This is a genomic window from Thermogemmatispora sp., assembly GCF_019683635.1.
Taxonomy (GTDB): domain Bacteria; phylum Chloroflexota; class Ktedonobacteria; order Ktedonobacterales; family Ktedonobacteraceae; genus Thermogemmatispora.
Genome location: NZ_JADGIA010000040.1, coordinates 1 through 18,013 on the forward strand (window position 1 = coordinate 1; position 18,013 = coordinate 18,013).

At 59.0% G+C, this 18,013-nt stretch carries 15 protein-coding genes; 7 read left to right on the forward strand and 8 right to left on the reverse strand.

All coding sequences use genetic code 11. The features are described 5' to 3' along the window. Positions 1 to 565 precede the first annotated feature (565 nt). Complete coding sequence (locus tag IRZ31_RS06720) at positions 566 to 2,848, forward strand: transglycosylase domain-containing protein (protein ID WP_297151388.1); 2,283 nt, start codon at positions 566 to 568, stop codon at positions 2,846 to 2,848. A 17-nt stretch (positions 2,849 to 2,865) separates the two neighbouring features. Here the strand turns inward: IRZ31_RS06720 and IRZ31_RS06725 are convergent, their stop codons facing one another. Then, the gene (locus IRZ31_RS06725; RefSeq protein ID WP_297151392.1) at positions 2,866 to 3,732 is read right to left on the reverse strand and encodes a PHP domain-containing protein; all 867 of its coding nucleotides are present in this window, start codon (positions 3,730 to 3,732) and stop codon (positions 2,866 to 2,868) included. Positions 3,733 to 3,987: 255 nt separating this feature from the next. Then, the gene (locus IRZ31_RS06730) at positions 3,988 to 4,722 is read right to left on the reverse strand and encodes a response regulator transcription factor (protein WP_297151395.1); all 735 of its coding nucleotides are present in this window, start codon (positions 4,720 to 4,722) and stop codon (positions 3,988 to 3,990) included. Between the two features lie 355 nt (positions 4,723 to 5,077). Between IRZ31_RS06730 and IRZ31_RS06735 the strand changes: the two genes are divergently transcribed. The 3 genes from IRZ31_RS06735 (at position 5,078) to IRZ31_RS06745 (ending at position 8,563) form a co-directional block, all read left to right on the forward strand. Continuing rightward, positions 5,078 to 5,707 (forward strand): histidine phosphatase family protein, encoded by a 630-nt coding sequence (locus tag IRZ31_RS06735; RefSeq protein ID WP_297151398.1) that lies wholly within the window; start codon positions 5,078 to 5,080, stop codon positions 5,705 to 5,707. A gap of 426 nt (positions 5,708 to 6,133) precedes the next feature. After that, positions 6,134 to 7,675, forward strand: a complete 1,542-nt coding sequence (locus IRZ31_RS06740) for an MFS transporter (RefSeq protein WP_297151401.1) — start codon at positions 6,134 to 6,136, stop codon at positions 7,673 to 7,675. Positions 7,676 to 8,032: 357 nt separating this feature from the next. Beyond that, positions 8,033 to 8,563, forward strand: coding sequence for a DinB family protein (locus IRZ31_RS06745; RefSeq protein WP_297151404.1), 531 nt, complete (start codon positions 8,033 to 8,035; stop codon positions 8,561 to 8,563). Positions 8,564 to 8,623: 60 nt separating this feature from the next. On the opposite strand, the gene IRZ31_RS06750 is transcribed toward IRZ31_RS06745, so the two are convergent. The 5 genes from IRZ31_RS06750 to IRZ31_RS06770 form a co-directional block, all read right to left on the reverse strand. After that, positions 8,624 to 8,902 (reverse strand): Lrp/AsnC ligand binding domain-containing protein, encoded by a 279-nt coding sequence (locus tag IRZ31_RS06750; protein WP_297151407.1) that lies wholly within the window; start codon positions 8,900 to 8,902, stop codon positions 8,624 to 8,626. A gap of 316 nt (positions 8,903 to 9,218) precedes the next feature. Continuing rightward, positions 9,219 to 10,184 carry a ribonucleotide-diphosphate reductase subunit beta gene (locus IRZ31_RS06755; protein ID WP_297151410.1) on the reverse strand — a complete coding sequence of 322 codons (966 nt, stop codon included), beginning with the start codon at positions 10,182 to 10,184 and terminating at the stop codon, positions 9,219 to 9,221. Next, positions 10,165 to 11,811 carry a long-chain fatty acid--CoA ligase gene (locus IRZ31_RS06760; protein ID WP_297151413.1) on the reverse strand — a complete coding sequence of 549 codons (1,647 nt, stop codon included), beginning with the start codon at positions 11,809 to 11,811 and terminating at the stop codon, positions 10,165 to 10,167. The genes IRZ31_RS06755 and IRZ31_RS06760 overlap by 20 nt, the downstream gene beginning before the upstream one ends. Positions 11,812 to 11,853: 42 nt before the next feature. Further along, positions 11,854 to 12,288, reverse strand: coding sequence for a MaoC/PaaZ C-terminal domain-containing protein (locus IRZ31_RS06765; protein WP_297151416.1), 435 nt, complete (start codon positions 12,286 to 12,288; stop codon positions 11,854 to 11,856). 357 nt (positions 12,289 to 12,645) lie between these two features. Further along, positions 12,646 to 13,131, reverse strand: coding sequence for a hypothetical protein (locus IRZ31_RS06770; protein WP_151727558.1), 486 nt, complete (start codon positions 13,129 to 13,131; stop codon positions 12,646 to 12,648). 392 nt (positions 13,132 to 13,523) lie between these two features. Here IRZ31_RS06770 and IRZ31_RS06775 point away from each other — a divergent pair, with 392 nt between their 5' ends. The 3 genes from IRZ31_RS06775 (at position 13,524) to IRZ31_RS06785 (ending at position 16,716) form a co-directional block, all read left to right on the forward strand. Further along, complete coding sequence (locus IRZ31_RS06775; RefSeq protein ID WP_297151423.1) at positions 13,524 to 14,561, forward strand: thiamine pyrophosphate-dependent dehydrogenase E1 component subunit alpha; 1,038 nt, start codon at positions 13,524 to 13,526, stop codon at positions 14,559 to 14,561. Continuing rightward, positions 14,558 to 15,574 carry an alpha-ketoacid dehydrogenase subunit beta gene (locus IRZ31_RS06780; RefSeq protein ID WP_297151426.1) on the forward strand — a complete coding sequence of 339 codons (1,017 nt, stop codon included), beginning with the start codon at positions 14,558 to 14,560 and terminating at the stop codon, positions 15,572 to 15,574. Before IRZ31_RS06775 ends, IRZ31_RS06780 begins: the two co-directional genes overlap by 4 nt. A gap of 377 nt (positions 15,575 to 15,951) precedes the next feature. Beyond that, a complete protein-coding gene (locus IRZ31_RS06785; protein WP_297151428.1) occupies positions 15,952 to 16,716 on the forward strand; it encodes a hypothetical protein in 765 nt (254 codons plus the stop codon). Between the two features lie 51 nt (positions 16,717 to 16,767). Here the strand turns inward: IRZ31_RS06785 and ccsB are convergent, their stop codons facing one another. After that, positions 16,768 to 17,844 (reverse strand): c-type cytochrome biogenesis protein CcsB, encoded by a 1,077-nt coding sequence (ccsB, locus tag IRZ31_RS06790; protein ID WP_297151431.1) that lies wholly within the window; start codon positions 17,842 to 17,844, stop codon positions 16,768 to 16,770. Between the last annotated feature and the right edge of the window lie 169 nt (positions 17,845 to 18,013).

Here is an 18,013-nt window from a genome sequence, read left to right on the forward strand (position 1 = left end):
CGATACGAAACAGGAAGGATAGACGTATTATCACCTGTGAGCAATAGAGGTTCGCCACGCTTCGGGGGATATGCAGGCGATAGATCTCAGCAGTAATCTAGAAAGTATTCCGTAACTCCTGATCCCCAATTGAATTAAAGATACATTCTGTGTTACAATATGAGTATAACTCGGGCGACGACGCGGAGAGGGGCTGGTGACTGGCTGCGCCGCTCATTCGTTCGTGAATAAGGGTACGACCAGAAGCAAGCACAGCAGTAGTAGAGGCATGCTCTTGTGGCGACTCCTGCTCGGAGGGCAGAGCGGCAAGGGCAGACATAATTCTGCATTTCCTGTGAAATCCACTCCATTGAGATAAACTGTCAGTTTCTGTTATCTGCTATCCTGGATATAAGGACCCGCTTGACTCTCAAGCGACTCCCCGTCTTGGAGAGCGCGGGTCAGCGTGGAACTGTCTCCGAGGAGCAAGATCAGCGGCAAGCAGTGCAGGCAGGGGAAGCCTCAGCGCAGACCCTGCCGTGCAAGCAGCAAGCAAGCAAGCAGGAGAGAGAAGAAGGGGTAGACTATGTCCGACGAGAGGCAGATAGAGGTTCTGGAAGAAGAGTCGGCAGGAGAGAAAACGGAGGTACTCCACCTTCCTGCTCGTCTGCCGGCCAATAGCCGGGCAGCTGCCGCACAACGGCTAGAGGAACGCCCTGAGAAACCTCCGGTGGGGGTCTACTATGAGGCTCCCCATCTGATGACCCACCCTCGCGGCTGGCGTCTCAGGCGTCACTATAAGCGCAAGAACCTCCATCGCAGTAATCTGCGTTACGCGCTCGCTGAGAAAATTGGCACCCAGTGGACGCTGATGCCGCTAGCCCTGATCTCCCTGGCGGTGATCGTCGTCCTCACCAGCGTGCTGGTTGGTGTAGCGGGCCTAGTCAGCGCTACCCAGGAGCGCTTCGGACAACAGGTTGTCACTTTGGCTGATATTCTTCCCAAGGATAACCTGAAGATGTATGATGCCAGTGGCGATCTGATCTATCAGATGACGAGCGAAGGGCTGCAGACGACGGTCCCGCTCTCGCAAATCTCTATCCATCTACAGCATGCTGAAATCGCTATCGAAGACCAGAATTTCTGGAATAACCCAGGCTACGATATCACTGGTATTGTGCGCGCTGCCCTCGACGACCTGACCCACGGTCGCATCGTCTCTGGTGGTAGCACCATCACTCAGCAGCTCATTAAAAATGCCATTGTTGGTAATAAAGATACCATTGTTAGAAAACTGCAAGAAATCATTCTTGCTCCGCAGGTGACACGATACTATACCAAGGAGCAGATTCTCTCCATGTACCTGAACACCGTCTACTACGGTGAGCAGGCCTATGGAGCCGAAGCAGCAGCTTTCACCTACTTCGGCCTCAAGGATACTCCGACCAAGAAGGCAGCGGCTCAGCTCGACATTGCTCAGTCGGCCATGCTGGCTGGCATCCCTAGCTCTCCGATCGCGCGTGATCCTTTCATCAATTGGCCAGCTGCCTTCCAGCGCGCCAAGGATGTGCTTCACCAGATGCGCATTCAGGGCTACATCACTGCCCAGCAGGAGCGGGCTGCTATTGTCGAGATGCAGCAACCGAATTTCCTGCACCGCGGTGTGGTACAGAACAGCCCCGATGCCCCACACTTCATCAATTACGCGCTCAACGAGCTGGCCCAGGTCTTGCATGTGAAGGTCTCCCAGCTCGCACGCAGTGGGTTGATCGTTCACACAACACTTGATCTCAATCTGCAGAAGCAGGTCTTCAAGATCGCGCAGCAGCAGATTCAGAAGATGGCCGCCCACCACATGAGCGATGCTGCGGTGGTAGTGATGGACCCGCGTACGGGGGCCATCCGCACCCTGATCGGCAACATTCACCCGAATGATCCCAATACAGGCCAATTCGATGTGGCAACCCAGGGCTATCGCCAGCCCGGTTCGGCCTTTAAGCCGTTCATCTATGCCACGGCCTTTGCCCAAGGAATCAGTCCGGGCATGCCGGTCTACGACGGCCCGTTGACCATTCAGATGTGCTGCGGCCTGCCGCCCTATACGCCTCACAACTATGATATGAGCTATCACGGCCTGATCACCTACCGCTATGCGCTGCAGAACTCGTTCAATATTCCGGCGGTCAAGCTGTTGATGCAGGTCGGTGTTGATAAGGCCCTCAAGACGGCGGAGGCTATGGGCATCACAAGCTATGTTGGTACCCCCAACTACACGATGGTGCTGGGCACGCTCGGCGTCCATCTGCTGGACATGACCGCCGCTTACGCCGTTTTTGATAACGGTGGCGTTCGCGTCCCACCGCATGCTGTCGACACGGTGACCGACTCGCAGGGGCGCCTGATCTACCGCTTTGTGCCCCAGGGCAAACAGGTGATTAGTCGCCAGGTGGCCTTTGTGGTCACGAATGTGCTCAGCGATAACAACAACCGTACCTATGAGTTCGGCAAGTGCAGCGCCCTCTACCTCTATAGCAACACCCAGCAGCAGTGTTATGCCGGCAATCCTGGCGTAGTCCGTCCCGCAGCAGCCAAGACGGGTACGTCAGAGAACTTCATGGATAACTGGACGGTGGGCTATACACCTGACGCGGTGGTGGGGGTCTGGGTTGGCAACGATGATAACTCGCCGATGCTCAATGTCATTGGTGTCGACGGGGCTGGCCCCATCTGGCACGATACGATGCTGCTGGTGGAAAAGGGTAAGCCGGTCGAACAGTTCCCTGGTCCGCCGCCGGGCGTGGTGAAGAAGACGGTCTCCTATCAGGGACTGACCTCAACCGATTGGTATATTGTCCACAATGGCGAGTAGGATAGAGGCAGCCGCCTCTATCCTACCTGGATGCCGAGACGCTCAAGGAGACGCCGGCTGATCTCGGCGCGATACTTGATAGGCATGCGCCCGGCATGCCCATGTGAGTCCGAGCCGGTGCTCAGTAGGAGGTCGTGCTTGCTGACGTAGTTGAGATAACTCTCGATCGTCTCGGGACTATGGTAGGGATGGTAGACCTCAAGACCGTCTAGCGGCACCTCGGCCCGCACCTCATCCAGGAGAGAGGTGTCGTAGAAGGTAAAGCCCCGCTCCCGCCGCCCTGGATGGGCGATAAGGGCCACTCCCCCGCTACGCTGAACGGCCTCGACGGTCGCAGCCATCTCAGCATGAATGCTGTGTTGACCTGCCTCGCGCAGGATCTCCATCGCACGCGGCCAGTCTGGGGCATAGCCGTGCTCGATGAGGAGAAAGACGTTGTCTCGCGGCTGCTGCGGCTCGCCTCCACTGGCTGCAAGCAACTCAGAGGCGCGCGGAAAGTTATAGCCACGCTTCTTGAGGGTCTCGTAAACTTCGCATGCATGATCACGCTGCCGGCGCTTGACGTCTGCAATGACCTCGCGTAAGAGAGTAGTTTCGGGATCGATGCCGTAGCAGAGAACGTGCGTTGGGTGGTTGCGCCAGGTGGTGCTCATTTCGACACCAGCGAGCACCGGCAGCCCTCTGCTTGCTGCTAGCTGACGCACCGTGTTGATGGTGTCAACACGATCATGGTCAGTGACGGCGACCAGCGCGAAGCCTTCTTCCACCAGATAGTCGATCAGTTGCTCGGCTGTCCAGCGCCCATCGCTGTAGGTAGTGTGCATGTGCAGGTCGATGGGCGCTTCTGGAGAAAGCTTGAGTGGTGCTGTGGTCAACAGGTCCAATAGTGAACTCCTTCTGCCGATGAATTTGGATTGTCTTGGTTGGCATGCTCCCCGCCTGTCCGTCTGCTCGCGGAGTGCCTGTCCTGGAGCCGGAGATGCAGCGCCTTCCTGGGGGAAGGGTGGAACCGCTCTGATCGGTTCCCGTCGATGCAGATGGAAGTGCGAGCGGATTGCTGACTCTGCCAGACTCGGCCCGGCTCACCCTCTTCCCCGTTCTCACTCGCTCGCTCGCGCTCGCTGCAGCCTCCTCAACTCCTAGCGACGAAAACAGTAGCCGACGCCACGCACGGTCTGAATAAGCTTGGGATTGGCGGGATCTTCTTCGATCTTCTCTCGCAGCCAGCGCACGTGTACGTCTACAGTGCGTGTGTCGCCGACATAGTCGTATCCCCACACGTTGTGGAGGAGCTGATCGCGAGTGAGAACTGTGCCACGGTTACGCACCATATAGACAAGCAGATCGAACTGCTTGGGTTGCAGCTCAATTTCTTGATCGCGACAAAAGATGCGTCGACCGTCGAGGTCGATGCGCAGGGGACCAGCTACAAGCTCGCGCCTGGGCCGCGTGGGCGCTTCGAGGCTGCCTCGAAGACTCTCTTCGTCAAAAGCGCTACCGTACTCAACGCGGCGCAGCAAGGCCCGAATACGCGCCAGCAGCTCCCGACGCCCGAAGGGCTTGGTCACGTAGTCGTCCGCTCCCACTTCAAGGCCGACGACTTTGTCGATCTCGTCTCCTTTGGCGGTGAGCATGATGATGGGGATGGTAGCGGTCTCTGGCTCGCGCCGCAGCTGCCGGCAGACTTCCAGTCCATCGAGCCCTGGCAGCATGATGTCGAGCAGAATGACGTCAGGGCGCTCGCTGCGAGCCGCTTCCAGGGCGCTGTAACCATCTGCCGCTGTAATCACCTGGTAACCGGCCTGCTCCAGGTTGTAGGCGATGGTTTCGACCAGAACCTCCTCATCGTCTACAACGAGAATCTTGCGCGCCACGGTTCTTCTCCATCCTCGTCTCTCTGGCTGGCTAAGGTTGGAAGGCATCACTCTGAATCACTCCATTATACTATACTGTTCATCTCCGACTGCCAGCTCCGACTGCCAGCCGACGCTTGCTAACCCCAGGGTTGTGCGGCTACTTTTAGAGATGGTAGCATGAGAGAAGGAAAGAGGCGGACAGGACTGACTGCATAAGTCTGCCTGGCACGACCAACGAACGAGCAGGCTGATCTGTTGTCGGCCTGTCTCACTCATGATCAGTTGCTCGCTTCGCTCCAGCATGCTTCTGCTTGTGGCTCAGTGCCGACCCCTGACCCATCTTCTTGAGAAAAGAGTAAAGGAGACCCTGCTTATGACTCATCTCTATCTGATCCGGCATGCGGAGGCACTCAACGCTGTTCAGCACCGTTTCGGTGATCTGGACCTCACTCCGCGAGGCATCAGGCAGGCTGAACGCCTGCGCGATCGCCTGGCTACAGGTGAGATCGCTGCCGATGTGCTAATCTCCAGTACCTTGCGCCGTGCCTATCAGACCGCTGAGATTATTGCACCAGCTCTGGGCCTCCCTATTATCCCTGATGACGAGGTGCAGGAGATGCACGAAGGACAGGCCGCCGGATTGAGCGAGGAGGAGTTTGTTGCGCGTTTTGGACCCCCCGATTTTGAGCAGAATCCTTTCCGACCAGGCGCACCAGAGGGCGAAAGCTGGCCAGAGTTCATGCTCCGCGTCGGGCGTGCCCTTCAGCGCATTACCCACGAATACGCCGATAAAACTATCGTGGTGGTCTGCCACGGCGGTGTGATCGATGGCTCGTTTATCTACTTCTTTGGCCTCAGCTCTTTTTCCATCCCCTCTGTACGCTTCCATACAGAGAATACCTCTATTACTCATTGGTACTATGGTGCTTCATTCCCAAGAGAACATGCCTGCTGGCACCTGCTTGCTTACAACGATACCTGTCACCTCCGCGGTATGGAATAGGGGCTTGCTCTGGTGGCGACCTTCACCCGACCCGGCAGGTGCCTGGGTTGTCTTCCTGGCTGGCCCGGTCGATCCTGGCCTCCTGGGGAGTCGGGGTCGCTGCTAGCCGAGGAGCGGGCATGATCGGGCGGTTGGCCCGTGTTGTAATGTAATGGAAGAAAGGGAAAAAGAATGCAGCAAACCAAACCAGTCAGATAGGCGTCTTGCTCCTGCGAGCGGGCCTGTCAAAGCGATGTGGTGGCTCCCCGGCGCCCTCCTCCAGCAAGATTCTATGGAACAGGCACGGGGAGCAGGCGTAGCGCGTGGCCTCGTTTGTTAACCAGCCTTAAAGCTTCTTTAACAAAACCATAACATTGACGCGCTACGATTCTGCTAGAACTGGTTTGAGTCGCGAACATGTCCCTGAAGCAAGGAGACACAACACATATGGTTGATGGCGGAGAGCCATCCCGGATTGTAGCCGTGGATAGTGCTATTGAAGCGCGTAAATCTGTCTTACATGCCCTTGACAACAGTAGTCTGTCGGGCTTCCACTGGAAAGCGATGATCACCTCAGGCATGGGCTTCTTCACTGATGCCTATGACCTGTTTATTATTGGTGTTGTCCTCGCGATCCTGACGCCCCTCTGGCATCTCGGCAATTTTGAGATTTCTCTCGTTGGCAGCACCTCGCTGATCGCTGCGGCCCTCGGCTCAATGATCTTCGGGCGTCTTGCCGACTTTGTGGGACGGCGCTCGATCTACGGCTTCACACTGCTGGTGCTGGCAGCAGGGGCCCTGGCTTCAGCGCTGGCGCCCAACGTGATCTGGCTGGTCATCTTTCGCTTCATCCTGGGCCTGGGGATCGGTGGCGATTATCCCCTGAGCGCAACCTTGATGAGCGAGTATGCTAACCGGCGTGATCGTGGTAAGCTGGTGACGATGGTCTTTGCCATGCAGGGGGTCGGTCTGATCCTGGGTCCCCTCGTGGCTATTGCACTCCTGCTGGCCGGACTGGACCACGACCTGACCTGGCGCATTATGCTGGCTCTGGGCGCTGTGCCCGCGCTGGCTACCTTCTATCTGCGCCGCCAGATCGCTGAGACGCCCCGCTTTGCTTTGATGATGCAGGGCGACCTGGAGGCCGCTGCGGCAACGATCGGCCAGGTGACGGGCCAGAATGGCCATATACACAACGGCGCTCGTCCCTCGTCCTCGACTCAGCCGCAGGCTCGGACCGCCCCGTCTGAGCCGGCCAAAAGCACAAAACGCTCCTGGCTTCCACTGCTCTGGCGCGCCCCTTACCTGCGCTGGCTGATTGGTACCGCTGGCTCCTGGTTGCTGCTCGATATCGCCTACTATGGCACGACCATCTCCAGCCCGCTGGTGTTGAAGGCGCTCAATGCCCACTCAAGCCTGTTGCTCAACATGGTCTATACGCTGCTAGTCTTCCTGGTGGCCGCTTTCCCCGGCTATATTGTGGCAGCACTGACCATTGATCGCCTGGGGCGCAGGTGGATTCAGTGTGTTGGCTTTGCTATGATGGCCCTGGCCTATGGGCTGCTGGCAGTGTTTCCGGCCTTGACTCAGTTCACGCTGCCGTTCCTGCTGGTCTACGGTGTGAGCTACTTCTTCACCGAATTCGGCCCCAATGTGACCACCTTTGTCTATCCTGCTGAGATCTTCCCGGTGATGGTCCGCTCCACCGCGCATGGTATTGCGGCAGCCCTGGGCAAGGTAGGCGCCTTTATCGGTGCCTTGATTTTCCCCTTCCTGCTCAGTAGCTTCCATCTGCCGGGCGTGATGACCTTCACGGCCATTATCTCGGTGGCTGGCCTGGTCCTGACTCTGCTCACACTTCCCGAACCCAGCGGTCGCTCGCTGGAAGAGATCTCGGGAGACTATAAGCTGGTCGAGAACGAGACGCTTTCCTCCTCCTCTCCTCTGCTGACCGAGAGAGTGGCGGTCGGTGAGCTGCTTTCACGCTAGGCTCGCCGATCCAGCAAAGCGCATAACCAAACCGACCAGACGGGCGGCAAAAAGGAGCAGCGCAACCGTGATCGAGCCATCTGGCTGCCTGCCGCGGGATGGCTTCCTGCGGCGGCGAGAGATGTTAGCCAGCAACATGGTACAGTGCAACGACGGCGTGTACAATAGCTCCTGAAAGCGCGCCGTCTTTTCTTTGCTCGCTGCGGACTTGTCCAGGGAGACGGGCACAAGGCCAGGAAGCTAGCCGGCGCTGAGGTTGGCTTGACTCGACCTGGGGTCTTCGGCGGCCAGCAGCCCAGCCCGCAATGGAGCGGAGAACCAGGTCGGGGGAAGGACAGAAAGGGGAACCCTCTTGCCATGAATATTATCGATTTCTTCCGACGAGAGCAGCGTCGCTTGCACGAATGGATGCACGCGAGTGTGAGCGATCTCAGCGTAGAGGAGTGGCACTATCAGGGGCCAGGGCGGGTCAATACGATTGCATTTCTGGTCTGGCACTGTGTGCGCACGGAAGATAATATTTTGCGCTTTATTTTGCAGGGCCGGCAACCGATCTGGAACGAGGAGGAGTGGCCTGCGCGTCTGGGCTTGCCGCCGCGCGTTCAGGGCACTGGCATGAGTACTGAGGAAGCGCGGCAGTTTCGGATCGCTGACCCGGCTTTGTTTCTGCAATACGCGGGCCGCGTTTGGCAGGAGTTTGAAGACTATCTGGCGGCTGTCGAGGACGGCGGGGCTGAGCTGGCTGCGCGCATTGTGAAGGTCAAGCCCCTTGGCGAGATGCCGGCTATCCTGGCGATTGGCCAGATCTGCCTGACGCATTGCTTTACTCATCTCGGTGAGATCGCCCACATTCGTGGCGAGCTGGGCAAGCAAGGGATGCCCATCTGAGTTGAGAGAGCAGCCGGCGCGGCCTGGTGGCGAGCGTGAGCGTGGCGCTCGTCTCGCCTGCTATTCGACGCCGAGGTCCCACGCCTGTTGCAGATCGGCCCGCGAGTAGCATTGAAAGGCCATCAGGGTGTGGGTGCGGCGAATCGTTGGAATGGCGGTCATCTTCCCCGTCACCACTTCGGCCAGATCCTCATAGCGAGGCAGGCGCAGCAGCGCCACCAGGTCGTAATCGCCGGTCACCGAGTAGACCTCGGCTACGCCGGAAATCTCCAGCAAGCGCTGCGCGGTCTCGTTGATTTGTCCTCGTTCGACGTTCATCAACACCAGGGCCGTGATCATCTCTTTCCCTCCTTCTTCTTGCGATGAGCCTGCTTGCTCATTAGTAGCATACTCCTCAGACGCGAGCGACCGAGACAGTTCAGTTCAGCTCAGCTCAGCTCAGCTCAGTTCAGTGACTCAGGCGAGTTGAGAAACTGACCAGAGAGGTCGAGCGCCACCGCCCGCGCAGGCTGAAAGCAAGAACAGCGCGTGGGCCAGACGGGACAGATTATTGACGCTGCCCGGCCCTGTTGCTCTCTTGATCAGCCTGCGCAAGACCCTCTCCTACCTCTGACTTAGAGGTGGGGGATCAATCGGAGCATCTCTTTCTGCTTCCCTATGCCTGAAAGACGGGCGGCGGTGGCACGCTGGGTAGCTCCATGCTTAGCCCAATGCCCTTGAGCTTCTTGCGGAGCGACTCTATGGCGTAGCGCGGAGTCTGCCACGGATCGACGCGGGCCGCCAGGTACTGCGGAATCTCGCGCTCTGGGGGAGTGATACCAGCCAGAGCGGTTGGCAGATACTTCTGAACGGCAGCGTAGACAATCTGAGCGCGCTCGTGGTCCTGCTGGATCATGTCGCGCAGAAACTTGACGCCGAAGAGCACATGGCGCGACTCGTCGCGGGCCACCGCCGTGAAGCCGGCGCGGAAAGCGGGGAAGAGATTGAATTGCCGATAGGTCTCCAGAATAGAGCGCTGGCCAGCCAGGGCCATTGTGCCCTCGACGATGATGTGGTAGAGCGTCACCCCTTCGATCAAGTGGGCAAGCTGGCCCGGCTCCTGGCGAATACGCTCGGCGATCTCCGCCAGCGCCTCGATCAGAATAGTGCGCAAGTGCTCATTCATATATCCGACGGCCACCTGCAAGGCACCGTCGAGGCTCTCCTGCTCCACGCCCAGCACCTCGCGGAAGAAGCGGTCAAAGAAGACCGTATGACGGGCCTCGTCGACGAGCTGGGTAGTCAAGAAGAGCCGCATCTCCTCCTCGGGCATGGCTACCACATAGGGCGCCAGAGTGTTGGTGACGCACTCTTCCCCCTTGAAAAAGGCCGAGAGGCCATACATGCGTGCCTGCCGCTCCTCGGGAGGCATGGACTGCCACTGCTGCTGGTCATAGCTGAAATCCAGCTCCTGTGCCTGCCACTGCTGGCGCTCCCAGCGATAATACAGCTCGCGGTAGCTGGGCAGGTGCACCAGCCCCTGGTCGATGATGTTGAGCACCGCATCAATCGGCGTCCCCTGCAGCTGGGCGAGGGGGGCAGTCTCCAACGGGTTGCTATTGTTATGAGGGCTGTTGGACATAACGCCTCCTCAGCTCCTTCTTATCGATCTTGCCCACCAGGTTACGCGGCAGCGAGTCCACAAACTCGATCTCGCTCGGAGTTTTGTAATTGGCCAGGTATTCGCGGCAGAAGGCTTTGAGGGCCTCGGCGTCGACTGGCTCGCGCGTAACCACGAAGGCCTTGACCTCCTCGCCCATGCGCTCAGAGGGGATGCCGACCACAGCGGACTCAATGACCGCGGGATGGCGGTTGAGAACCTCCTCGACATCACGCGGATAGATGTTAAAGCCGCCGCGAATAATCAGGTCCTTCTTGCGCTCCACCACGTAGATGTAGCCGTCCTCATCCCTGCGCCCCATGTCGCCGGTATGGAGCCAGCCATTGCGCATGGTCGCTGCGGTCTCCTCGGGCAGATTATAGTACTGTTGCATGACATTAGGGCCACGGGCGATGATCTCGCCCACCTCTCCCACCGGCACATCCTGGTCGTTCTCATCGACGATGCGGATCTCGACGCCTGGCAGTGGCTTACCGACCGAGCCTGGCTTGCGCGGCATCTCGCGATTGTGACCTGTGAGAGCGGCAGTGGCTTCCGAGAGGCCGTAGCCTTCGAGGATGCGACAGCCGAATTTCTTTTCGAAGGCTTCCAGCACAGCCACCGGCAAAGGAGCTGAGCCACTGACGCAGTACTGCAGGCTGCTGGTGTCGTACTTGTCGGCATCGGGACTGTAGAGCAGGGCCACGAACATGGCGGGGACGCCGGCGAAACCGGAGACGCGATAGCGTTCGATCGCGGAGAAGACGGCAGTGGTCTCGAAGCGTGGCAGCATGACGATGCGCGCGCCATTCAGGTAGGCCACATTGGAAGCCACCAGACCAAAGGCATGGGCCAGAGGTAGGATGGCCAAATGCGTTTCACCCTGGCTCTCGGCGGCGCTTGGGTCCTCATCGCCTCCAACGCCACGTCCGCTGACGGCATTGGCGACGAGGTTGCGATGGGAGAGCATGACACCTTTGGGGCGGCCCGTGGTGCCGGAGGTATAGAGGATGACGGCGGTGTCATCGGGGGTCAGGTTGATACCGGGCAGGTCGCTCAGGTAATAATCGGCATACTCTGCGCCGCGGGCGAGGACATCCTGGTAAGCGTGGACCTGCGGTCTCCCCTCTGGGAGAGATCCCCCGCCCCCAGCGGCTGCCGGATCGCCGACGCAGACGATCTGTTCCAGAGTAGGTACCTGGGCCAGGGTGGCCCCGTGGAGCGGGAGCAGGAGCGGGCTGGTGATCAGCAGGCGGGCCCCCGAGTTCTGGGCAATGTACTGCACCTCGGGTGGCTTGAGGAGAGGAAGGACAGGGATGACGATGGCGCCGGCGCGTGCAATGGCCTGGTAGGAGATAATGACCTCCGGGCAGTTCGGGATCATCACCATCACACGGTCGCCAGTCTGTATGCCGAGCGCGCGCAGGCCGGCGGCCAGCTGCACGGCCTCGCGGGCGATTCCCACGTTGGTATAGCGGCGGGGCTCAGCCAGCTGAGAGTCCTCATAGACCAGGGCCTCATAGGTGCCAAAGCGCTGGCAGTTGTAGATCGCCAGGTCGTACTGAAGCCGCAGGTCAGCGATGTCCCTGATGTTCCTGGCTTCGACCATGCGCAAACCTCCTTGTTAGTCGACCGATGCACAGTCACTCTCTCAGGCGGACGGCAAAGAGACGACGGCTTCGCCGCTCGTCACTCGCTCGCCGTGCTGGTTCTCAGCCCAACACTCGATAGTGATCCGCTCATGCCCATCAGGCTCGCGGCTACGCGCTGTGACTCGACCGCGACAGGTCAAGACATCGCCCGGACGCACCATGCTGGCGAAGCGAACCTTGAGGTGGGCAAGCAGAGCCTCGGGATAGGCGGCGATCTGCTGCTCGATAAATTGGCCGAGGAAGGCCATGCTGAGCATCCCATGAGCGATGACCCCATCAAGCCCAACGCGGCGGGCGGCCTCGTCGTCCAGGTGAATGGGGTTGTAATCGCCGGAAGCTTCAGCATAGCGGCGGAGCTGTTCGCGGGTAACCGGCGGCTTCGCCAGTGGGGGAAGTTCTGTGCCGATAGCTGCCTCGACAATGCTACTAGTCATAGCCTGCCTTTCGTTACTTTGGGGAGCATGGACTCACTCCGTCCCACCAGGGTGATCCTCTGCGATCGCCCCGGTACTGACTGGGGAGTACTCACTCACGTACTGATGCGCTGGCGCGAGGTTGCACTCTCACGCTCGCGGTTTTGACATCACTGAAATGCGGCAGCGGCAGCAACCGCTCTCGATAAAAACTGTAACATGATCAGGCCGCTTAGACAAGGGGCTAGGGCAGCGTGCCGATGAACCTGACTTTCATAACACCGGAGCGAGCAGAGCAGAGAGAGTAAGGCGGGCGTTTGTCGCCAGACTGGCTGGTTGGCCGAAAGCTGGCCAGGAGCGCGGCACGTTTGATCTGACTCACCAGGGTACGAGCTGGTTGCGCCACTCGCTCGGCGGCTCCTCGATGACCGCCGGCTGCCAGCCTGGCTCGCCGTATAGAATGTCTTCCTTCCAGTTGGGATTTTTACGGCAGAAATGATAGCGGATGCGCCAGCGCTGGTTGATCCGTTGCTTCTCGTGATAGGCTGTCTCTACTCCTAGATGAAAGCTGAGTAGGCGGGCATAGTAAGGCTGCAGGCGATACTCCAGATCGTCGGTGTCGAGATCATGCTCTGTGAAAGTCAGCTCCAGCGTGAAAACATAGGGATAATTTAGGACTTCTGGTGCTCGATCTTCTTCTTCAAGATAATGAAGTATGACTAGCATGCCTAACATTTCAAATTGGTAATAGAGCGCGTCGCGGGTCCGCTGCCGCTTGAAAGGAGGCAAGGAAAGATGCGTGCCTATCTCACTGGCCAGTTGATGCAGGGATTTCTCTGTTTTGATGAAGACCTGGAAAGACATACAGATACTCCTTACAGGGGCGGAGATCCGAGGACAGTCGCGCCATCTGGGTGACTACAGGTCTGATAGTGCTGTATGCCTCATCTTACTGCTCATGAGAGGGCCTGTCAATGTTTATCAAGCCAGTTCTATCTTTGCCTTGACAGCTGTGGGAGGTATCGAGTAGAGTTGAGGCAGACTAACAAACAAGCAAAGCTGAGCCAGACGATCGAGTCGCAGCCAGGGCAGGGAAGACAGGAGAAGAACAGGTAACTCAGGCTTGGACTGTCTTTTCTGCGTCAGGCTGGTCCTGCCAGGCGATCTATCCTCATCTCGGGCCTTCTTCTTCCGAAGCCGAGCGCGGCTCGGCGACTTTCTCGTAGCGCCTTGCTTCCAGCCAGAAGGAGGTGACCATGATTAAGCCTGAACCCAGCCCGCAGGACCTGCAGTATCTTGTTGCCCAGGCCGGGCTGGATGCGGACCAGTTACGTCGGGCCTATCGGCAGCTCTGCCTGATTCGCTCCTTCGAAAACCTCATCGCCAACCGCTACTATATCGGCAAAACGCCCGAGTTCAACATGGCGGCGGGGCCGATCCGGGGCGAAATGCACCTGGCTGTTGGCCAGGAGGCGGTAGCTGTTGGGGTCTGCTCCCTGCTCGGGGACGGCGACGCTGTCGTCAGTACCCATCGGCCTCACCATCACGCTCTGGCCAAGGGGGTCGAGCCAAAGAAGCTGGCGGCGGAGATCTTTGGCAAAGCCAGCGGCCTCTGCCACGGCAAGGGTGGTCATATGCATCTCTTCGACACAAGCAGGCACTTCGCCTGCAGTGGCATCGTGGGAGCCTCCTTTCCCCAGGCAGCGGGAGCCGCCTTTGCTTTTCGCAAGCTTGGTCAGCGCAATGTGGCCGTCGCTTTCGCCGGTGAGGGGGCGGCCAATCATGGGACGTTTGCCGAAACGCTGAACGTCGCCGGCCTCTTCCAATTGCCCCTGGTGGTAGTCATCGAGGACAATCTCTACGCGGACTCGACGCCAAAATGGGCCGCTCTCTCCACAGTTCATCACTTTCAGCGGGCCCAGAGCTTCAATATTCCCTCCTACGTCGTCGATGGCATGGACTTCATCGATGTCTATCGCGTGGCGAAGCTGGTCATCGAGCGAGCGCGCAATGGCATGGGGCCAGCCCTCATCGAGGCGGTCTGCTATCGCTACCGCGGTCACTTTGAAGGGGATGCCGAAGAGTACCGGACGCGTGAGGAGGTTGAGCGCTGGCAAGCCCTCGATCCCATTCCTCGTTTGAGGGAGCGTCTCAAGACGCTCGGCTGGGCCGATGAGGCGATACTGAATCGCCTGCAGGATGAGGCTCAGCAGGAGGCGGAGGCGGCTATCCAGTTTGCGGAGAGCAGTCCATTGCCGGAGCCGCAAGAGGCTCTGATGGGGGTCTTCCAATGAGAAAGCTCAAAGGGTTGGCTTTTGCCATTGCTGAGGCCATAGATCAAGAGATGGCTCACAACGAGCGCCTTGTGGTGCTGGGGGAGGATGTCACCTACTGGGGGGCTGTTTTCGGCTTTACAATGGGCCTCTTCCCCAAATATGGGCGTGAGCGGGTTGTTGACACGCCCATCACCGAGCAGACCTTTATGGGAATGGCCGTCGGCGCGGCCTCGGTTGGCCTCCATCCGGTGGTCTCTCTGATGTTCGTCGATTTCTGTGGGGCCGGCTTCGATCAGATGTTTAACCACATGGCCAAAAACTACTACATGTCTGGGGGGCAGTTGCCGATGCCCGTGACGGTCATCACCGCAATCGGCGGTGGTTATGGCGATGCCGCCCAACATTCACAGGTCCTGTACGGTCTTTTTGCCCATCTGCCGGGCTTCAAGATCGTGGTGCCTGCCACGGCTTACGACGCCAAGGGGCTGACGATGCGCGCGCTGGCGGACCCGAACCCGGTGATCATCTTCGGGCACAAGCTGCTCACGGGTCTGCCCTTCTTGCCTTTCGAGGGCGAGGAAGAGGAGGTTCCCGAGGAGCGCTACACCGTCGAATTTGGGCGGGCTGCCGTTCGTCGGCAGGGGCAGGACCTGACCATTGTGGCTGCTGGCCTGATGGTTCCTCGCAGTCTGAAAGCTGCCGAACGGCTGGCCCAAGAGGGGATCTCGGCGGAAGTCATTGACCTGCGGACCCTGGTACCTCTGGACGAGGCCACGCTGGTCGCCTCGGCTCGTAAGACTGGCCGGGTGCTGATTGTGGATGAGGATTACATGAGCTACGGGCTGAGCGGTGAAGTGGCCTTCCGCATTCAGGCCGGCGCCCTCCGCTCTCTGAAGGCTCCGATCCAGCGGCTGGCAGTGCCCGATGTGCCGATCCCCTTCTCTGAACCTTTGGAAAGCGCTGTCATTCCCAGTGTCCAGCGCATCTACGAGGCCGCTCGCAGCCTTGTCGGGGCGCAGGCCCTCGCGTGAAAGTCTGCTCTATTGCGCCTCTGATTCTCGCTCAGCGATAGGATGCAGGTGGGACTGGCTGGTTAGCTGGCTAGCTGACTGGCTCAGTCCTGCCTGCTTGTGCTTGTGAGGGAGGGAAACTTGCACCTCCCGGCTCCCCCTGCTATACTGGGCAAAAGCCGACAGGCAGGTCCCGCCAGCGCCAGGCAGGAGAACAGAGCTGATTCGCGCTAAGGCGAAGTCTGGCGCTGCTCTGCCGGGTTCTGCTGCCGACTTTGGTCGCTCGCTTCCCCGAAAGGCGACGGTGGGTCGTCTGCTCTGCTGAGAGGAGAGAGGAGACCGTGAGCGGGCGGACTGATGAGGAGTACACTACAGCAAGTAAAGAGCAACGGAACCATATGGCTGCGAGACACAAACCCGGCCTGCCGGCTCTTCCACCTCTGCAGGCCGGTCCTATTCTACATGCCACACCACTGGTAGAGCGCTGGTTTTGGCACTACTGGCAGCGGTTAGGACTGCCGGAGAACGAGCTGGTGCTGTTGGCACTGACCCAGGATCGTCGTGAATATCAGCGCTGGACAGGCAAGCGGCTCAACTTTATGGTGCTCGGCTGCTACTGCTACGTGCAGCTCGGCGGAAAGGTCAGTTCTTCAGTAGCCGATCGGGCCAGTTGCAAGCCGGGCCAGCTGGAGAGTAGGCGAGCCGACCCCATGCTGCCGCTGCCGGGTTTTGGTGAAAGGGTGTCTCGCTCGGCCTTCGCTGCGGGTGAACTGCCGCGCCATCGGCACTGCATTTTCATCGAGCCGGATATGCAGCCGCGCTCTATTGAGGTCACGGTAGCGCATGAGCTGATCCATCTCGCTGACCGGGTGCGCGGTACCCCACGACGCCATCGCCATCATGGCTATGATTCCATCGCTGCCGATGAAGCGGCCATTACCGGCTATGATCTGGAAGATCTGCGGCAGCTACTCTATGAAGAGAGCGCCCGCCGCGAGCAGCTGCGACGGGCGCGAGCGCCTCTGCGTTACATATACGTCTGTCCTAACTGTGGTAAGGAATACCCACGGGCACGCCGCTACAGTCGTCCTGTCTCCTGCAGCCTCTGCGATAAAACCTATAACCCACGCTATCGGCTCTTGCTAGCGCGTGAGCTGCTCTAAGTCCTGAACAGAGCTGAGTGGAGTGAGTCAGACAATGGAGCCGGCGGCTACCTACTTCGCGTAGCTATGCAGGCTCGGCACCAGGAAACTCACGCCATAGTACGTGAAGAGCGTGGCGGCAAAGCCAATAACTAGCAGCCAGCCGATGCGCTTGCCGCGCCAGCCGCGGATGCCGCGGGCGTGCAAATAAACGGCGTAGATCAGCCATGTAATCAGCGCCGATGTTTCCTTGGGGTCCCAACTCCAGAAATGGCCCCAGGCATAGTTTGCCCAGTAGGCCCCCAGAATCAGATTGAGTGCCAGCAAGGGGAAGCCAATGATCACCGCCTTGTATCCCAGCTCATCGGCAGCCTCCGCTGAGGGCAGCCAGGCGATACGTTGACCGCTCCCGCCCTGGAGCAAGATGATCAGACCGGCTCCGAAGGCCACGCTGAACAGGGCGTAGGCGAAGATGGCCATCGAGACATGTAGCGTCAGAATGGGCTGGTCCTGTAGAGCTGGAATCAGCTGAGTCGAACCAGTGATCAGGTTGTAGGTGGTGCCCACATAGATAGCGATGACTAGCGTCACTACCGAGAGCAGGCAGACATAAAGACCCCAGGCACGCACACGCTCGTGAAAACGCGCCTCGAAAATCAGATAGCTGAGCAGCAGAGCCGCAGTAAAGCTGACGCTGAACTCGAAGAGATTGCTCCAGGGAGCGTGCCCGGTCACAATCGTACGCAGCACCTGCGAAAGGATCAGGGTCAGGGTCGCGAACCAGCCTACTGTCGTGCCAATGCGTCCGACGGCGATGAGGCTACGGTTGAGCGCAATGGGCTTCTCTCCATCAGGTTGTTCATTAAGAATGACCTCGCTGCGCACCAGGGTGGCAACTCCCCCTTCGCCGCCTGCGGAGACAGCTGCGGCCCGTCTCGTTCCTTGCGCTAGCTTGCCTTTGCTCCGTTGACGCTGCTCCTGGCTGGCAACCTGCTTGGCCAGGCGCGCGGTGCCGATGGTGTACCAGAGGTAGGCCACCGTCATGACGCCGATCATACAGAGGCCAGTAGTAAACAGATACTTGGACAAGGTTGCCAGTCCCTGCAGGGCCGCCGTGTCGCTACTGGCCGTCACCATGAAAAGCTGCATCACTAACCTCATTGATCATGTCATATCAGGACTGCCAGGCTGATTCTATTCGTCTCGCTTTCCACTCCTTTCGCGCATCAGAGGCGCGGAAGGAAGAGAGATCAACGGAAGGTTTGGATCTGGTTATTAGAGATAGTAGCATAGCCAGGAAGGGGCGTCAAATGAAAGA

Coding starts and splice junctions, on each gene's coding strand:
- IRZ31_RS06720 (WP_297151388.1), top strand. CDS start 566: ATGTCCGACGAGAGGCAGATAGAGGTTCTGGAAGAAGAGTCGGCAGGA.
- IRZ31_RS06735 (WP_297151398.1), top strand. CDS start 5,078: ATGACTCATCTCTATCTGATCCGGCATGCGGAGGCACTCAACGCTGTT.
- IRZ31_RS06740 (WP_297151401.1), top strand. CDS start 6,134: ATGGTTGATGGCGGAGAGCCATCCCGGATTGTAGCCGTGGATAGTGCT.
- IRZ31_RS06745 (WP_297151404.1), top strand. CDS start 8,033: ATGAATATTATCGATTTCTTCCGACGAGAGCAGCGTCGCTTGCACGAA.
- IRZ31_RS06750 (WP_297151407.1), bottom strand. CDS start 8,902: ATGATCACGGCCCTGGTGTTGATGAACGTCGAACGAGGACAAATCAAC.
- IRZ31_RS06755 (WP_297151410.1), bottom strand. CDS start 10,184: ATGTCCAACAGCCCTCATAACAATAGCAACCCGTTGGAGACTGCCCCC.
- IRZ31_RS06760 (WP_297151413.1), bottom strand. CDS start 11,811: ATGGTCGAAGCCAGGAACATCAGGGACATCGCTGACCTGCGGCTTCAG.
- IRZ31_RS06765 (WP_297151416.1), bottom strand. CDS start 12,288: ATGACTAGTAGCATTGTCGAGGCAGCTATCGGCACAGAACTTCCCCCA.
- IRZ31_RS06770 (WP_151727558.1), bottom strand. CDS start 13,131: ATGTCTTTCCAGGTCTTCATCAAAACAGAGAAATCCCTGCATCAACTG.
- IRZ31_RS06775 (WP_297151423.1), top strand. CDS start 13,524: ATGATTAAGCCTGAACCCAGCCCGCAGGACCTGCAGTATCTTGTTGCC.
- IRZ31_RS06780 (WP_297151426.1), top strand. CDS start 14,558: ATGAGAAAGCTCAAAGGGTTGGCTTTTGCCATTGCTGAGGCCATAGAT.
- IRZ31_RS06785 (WP_297151428.1), top strand. CDS start 15,952: ATGGCTGCGAGACACAAACCCGGCCTGCCGGCTCTTCCACCTCTGCAG.
- ccsB (WP_297151431.1), bottom strand. CDS start 17,844: ATGCAGCTTTTCATGGTGACGGCCAGTAGCGACACGGCGGCCCTGCAG.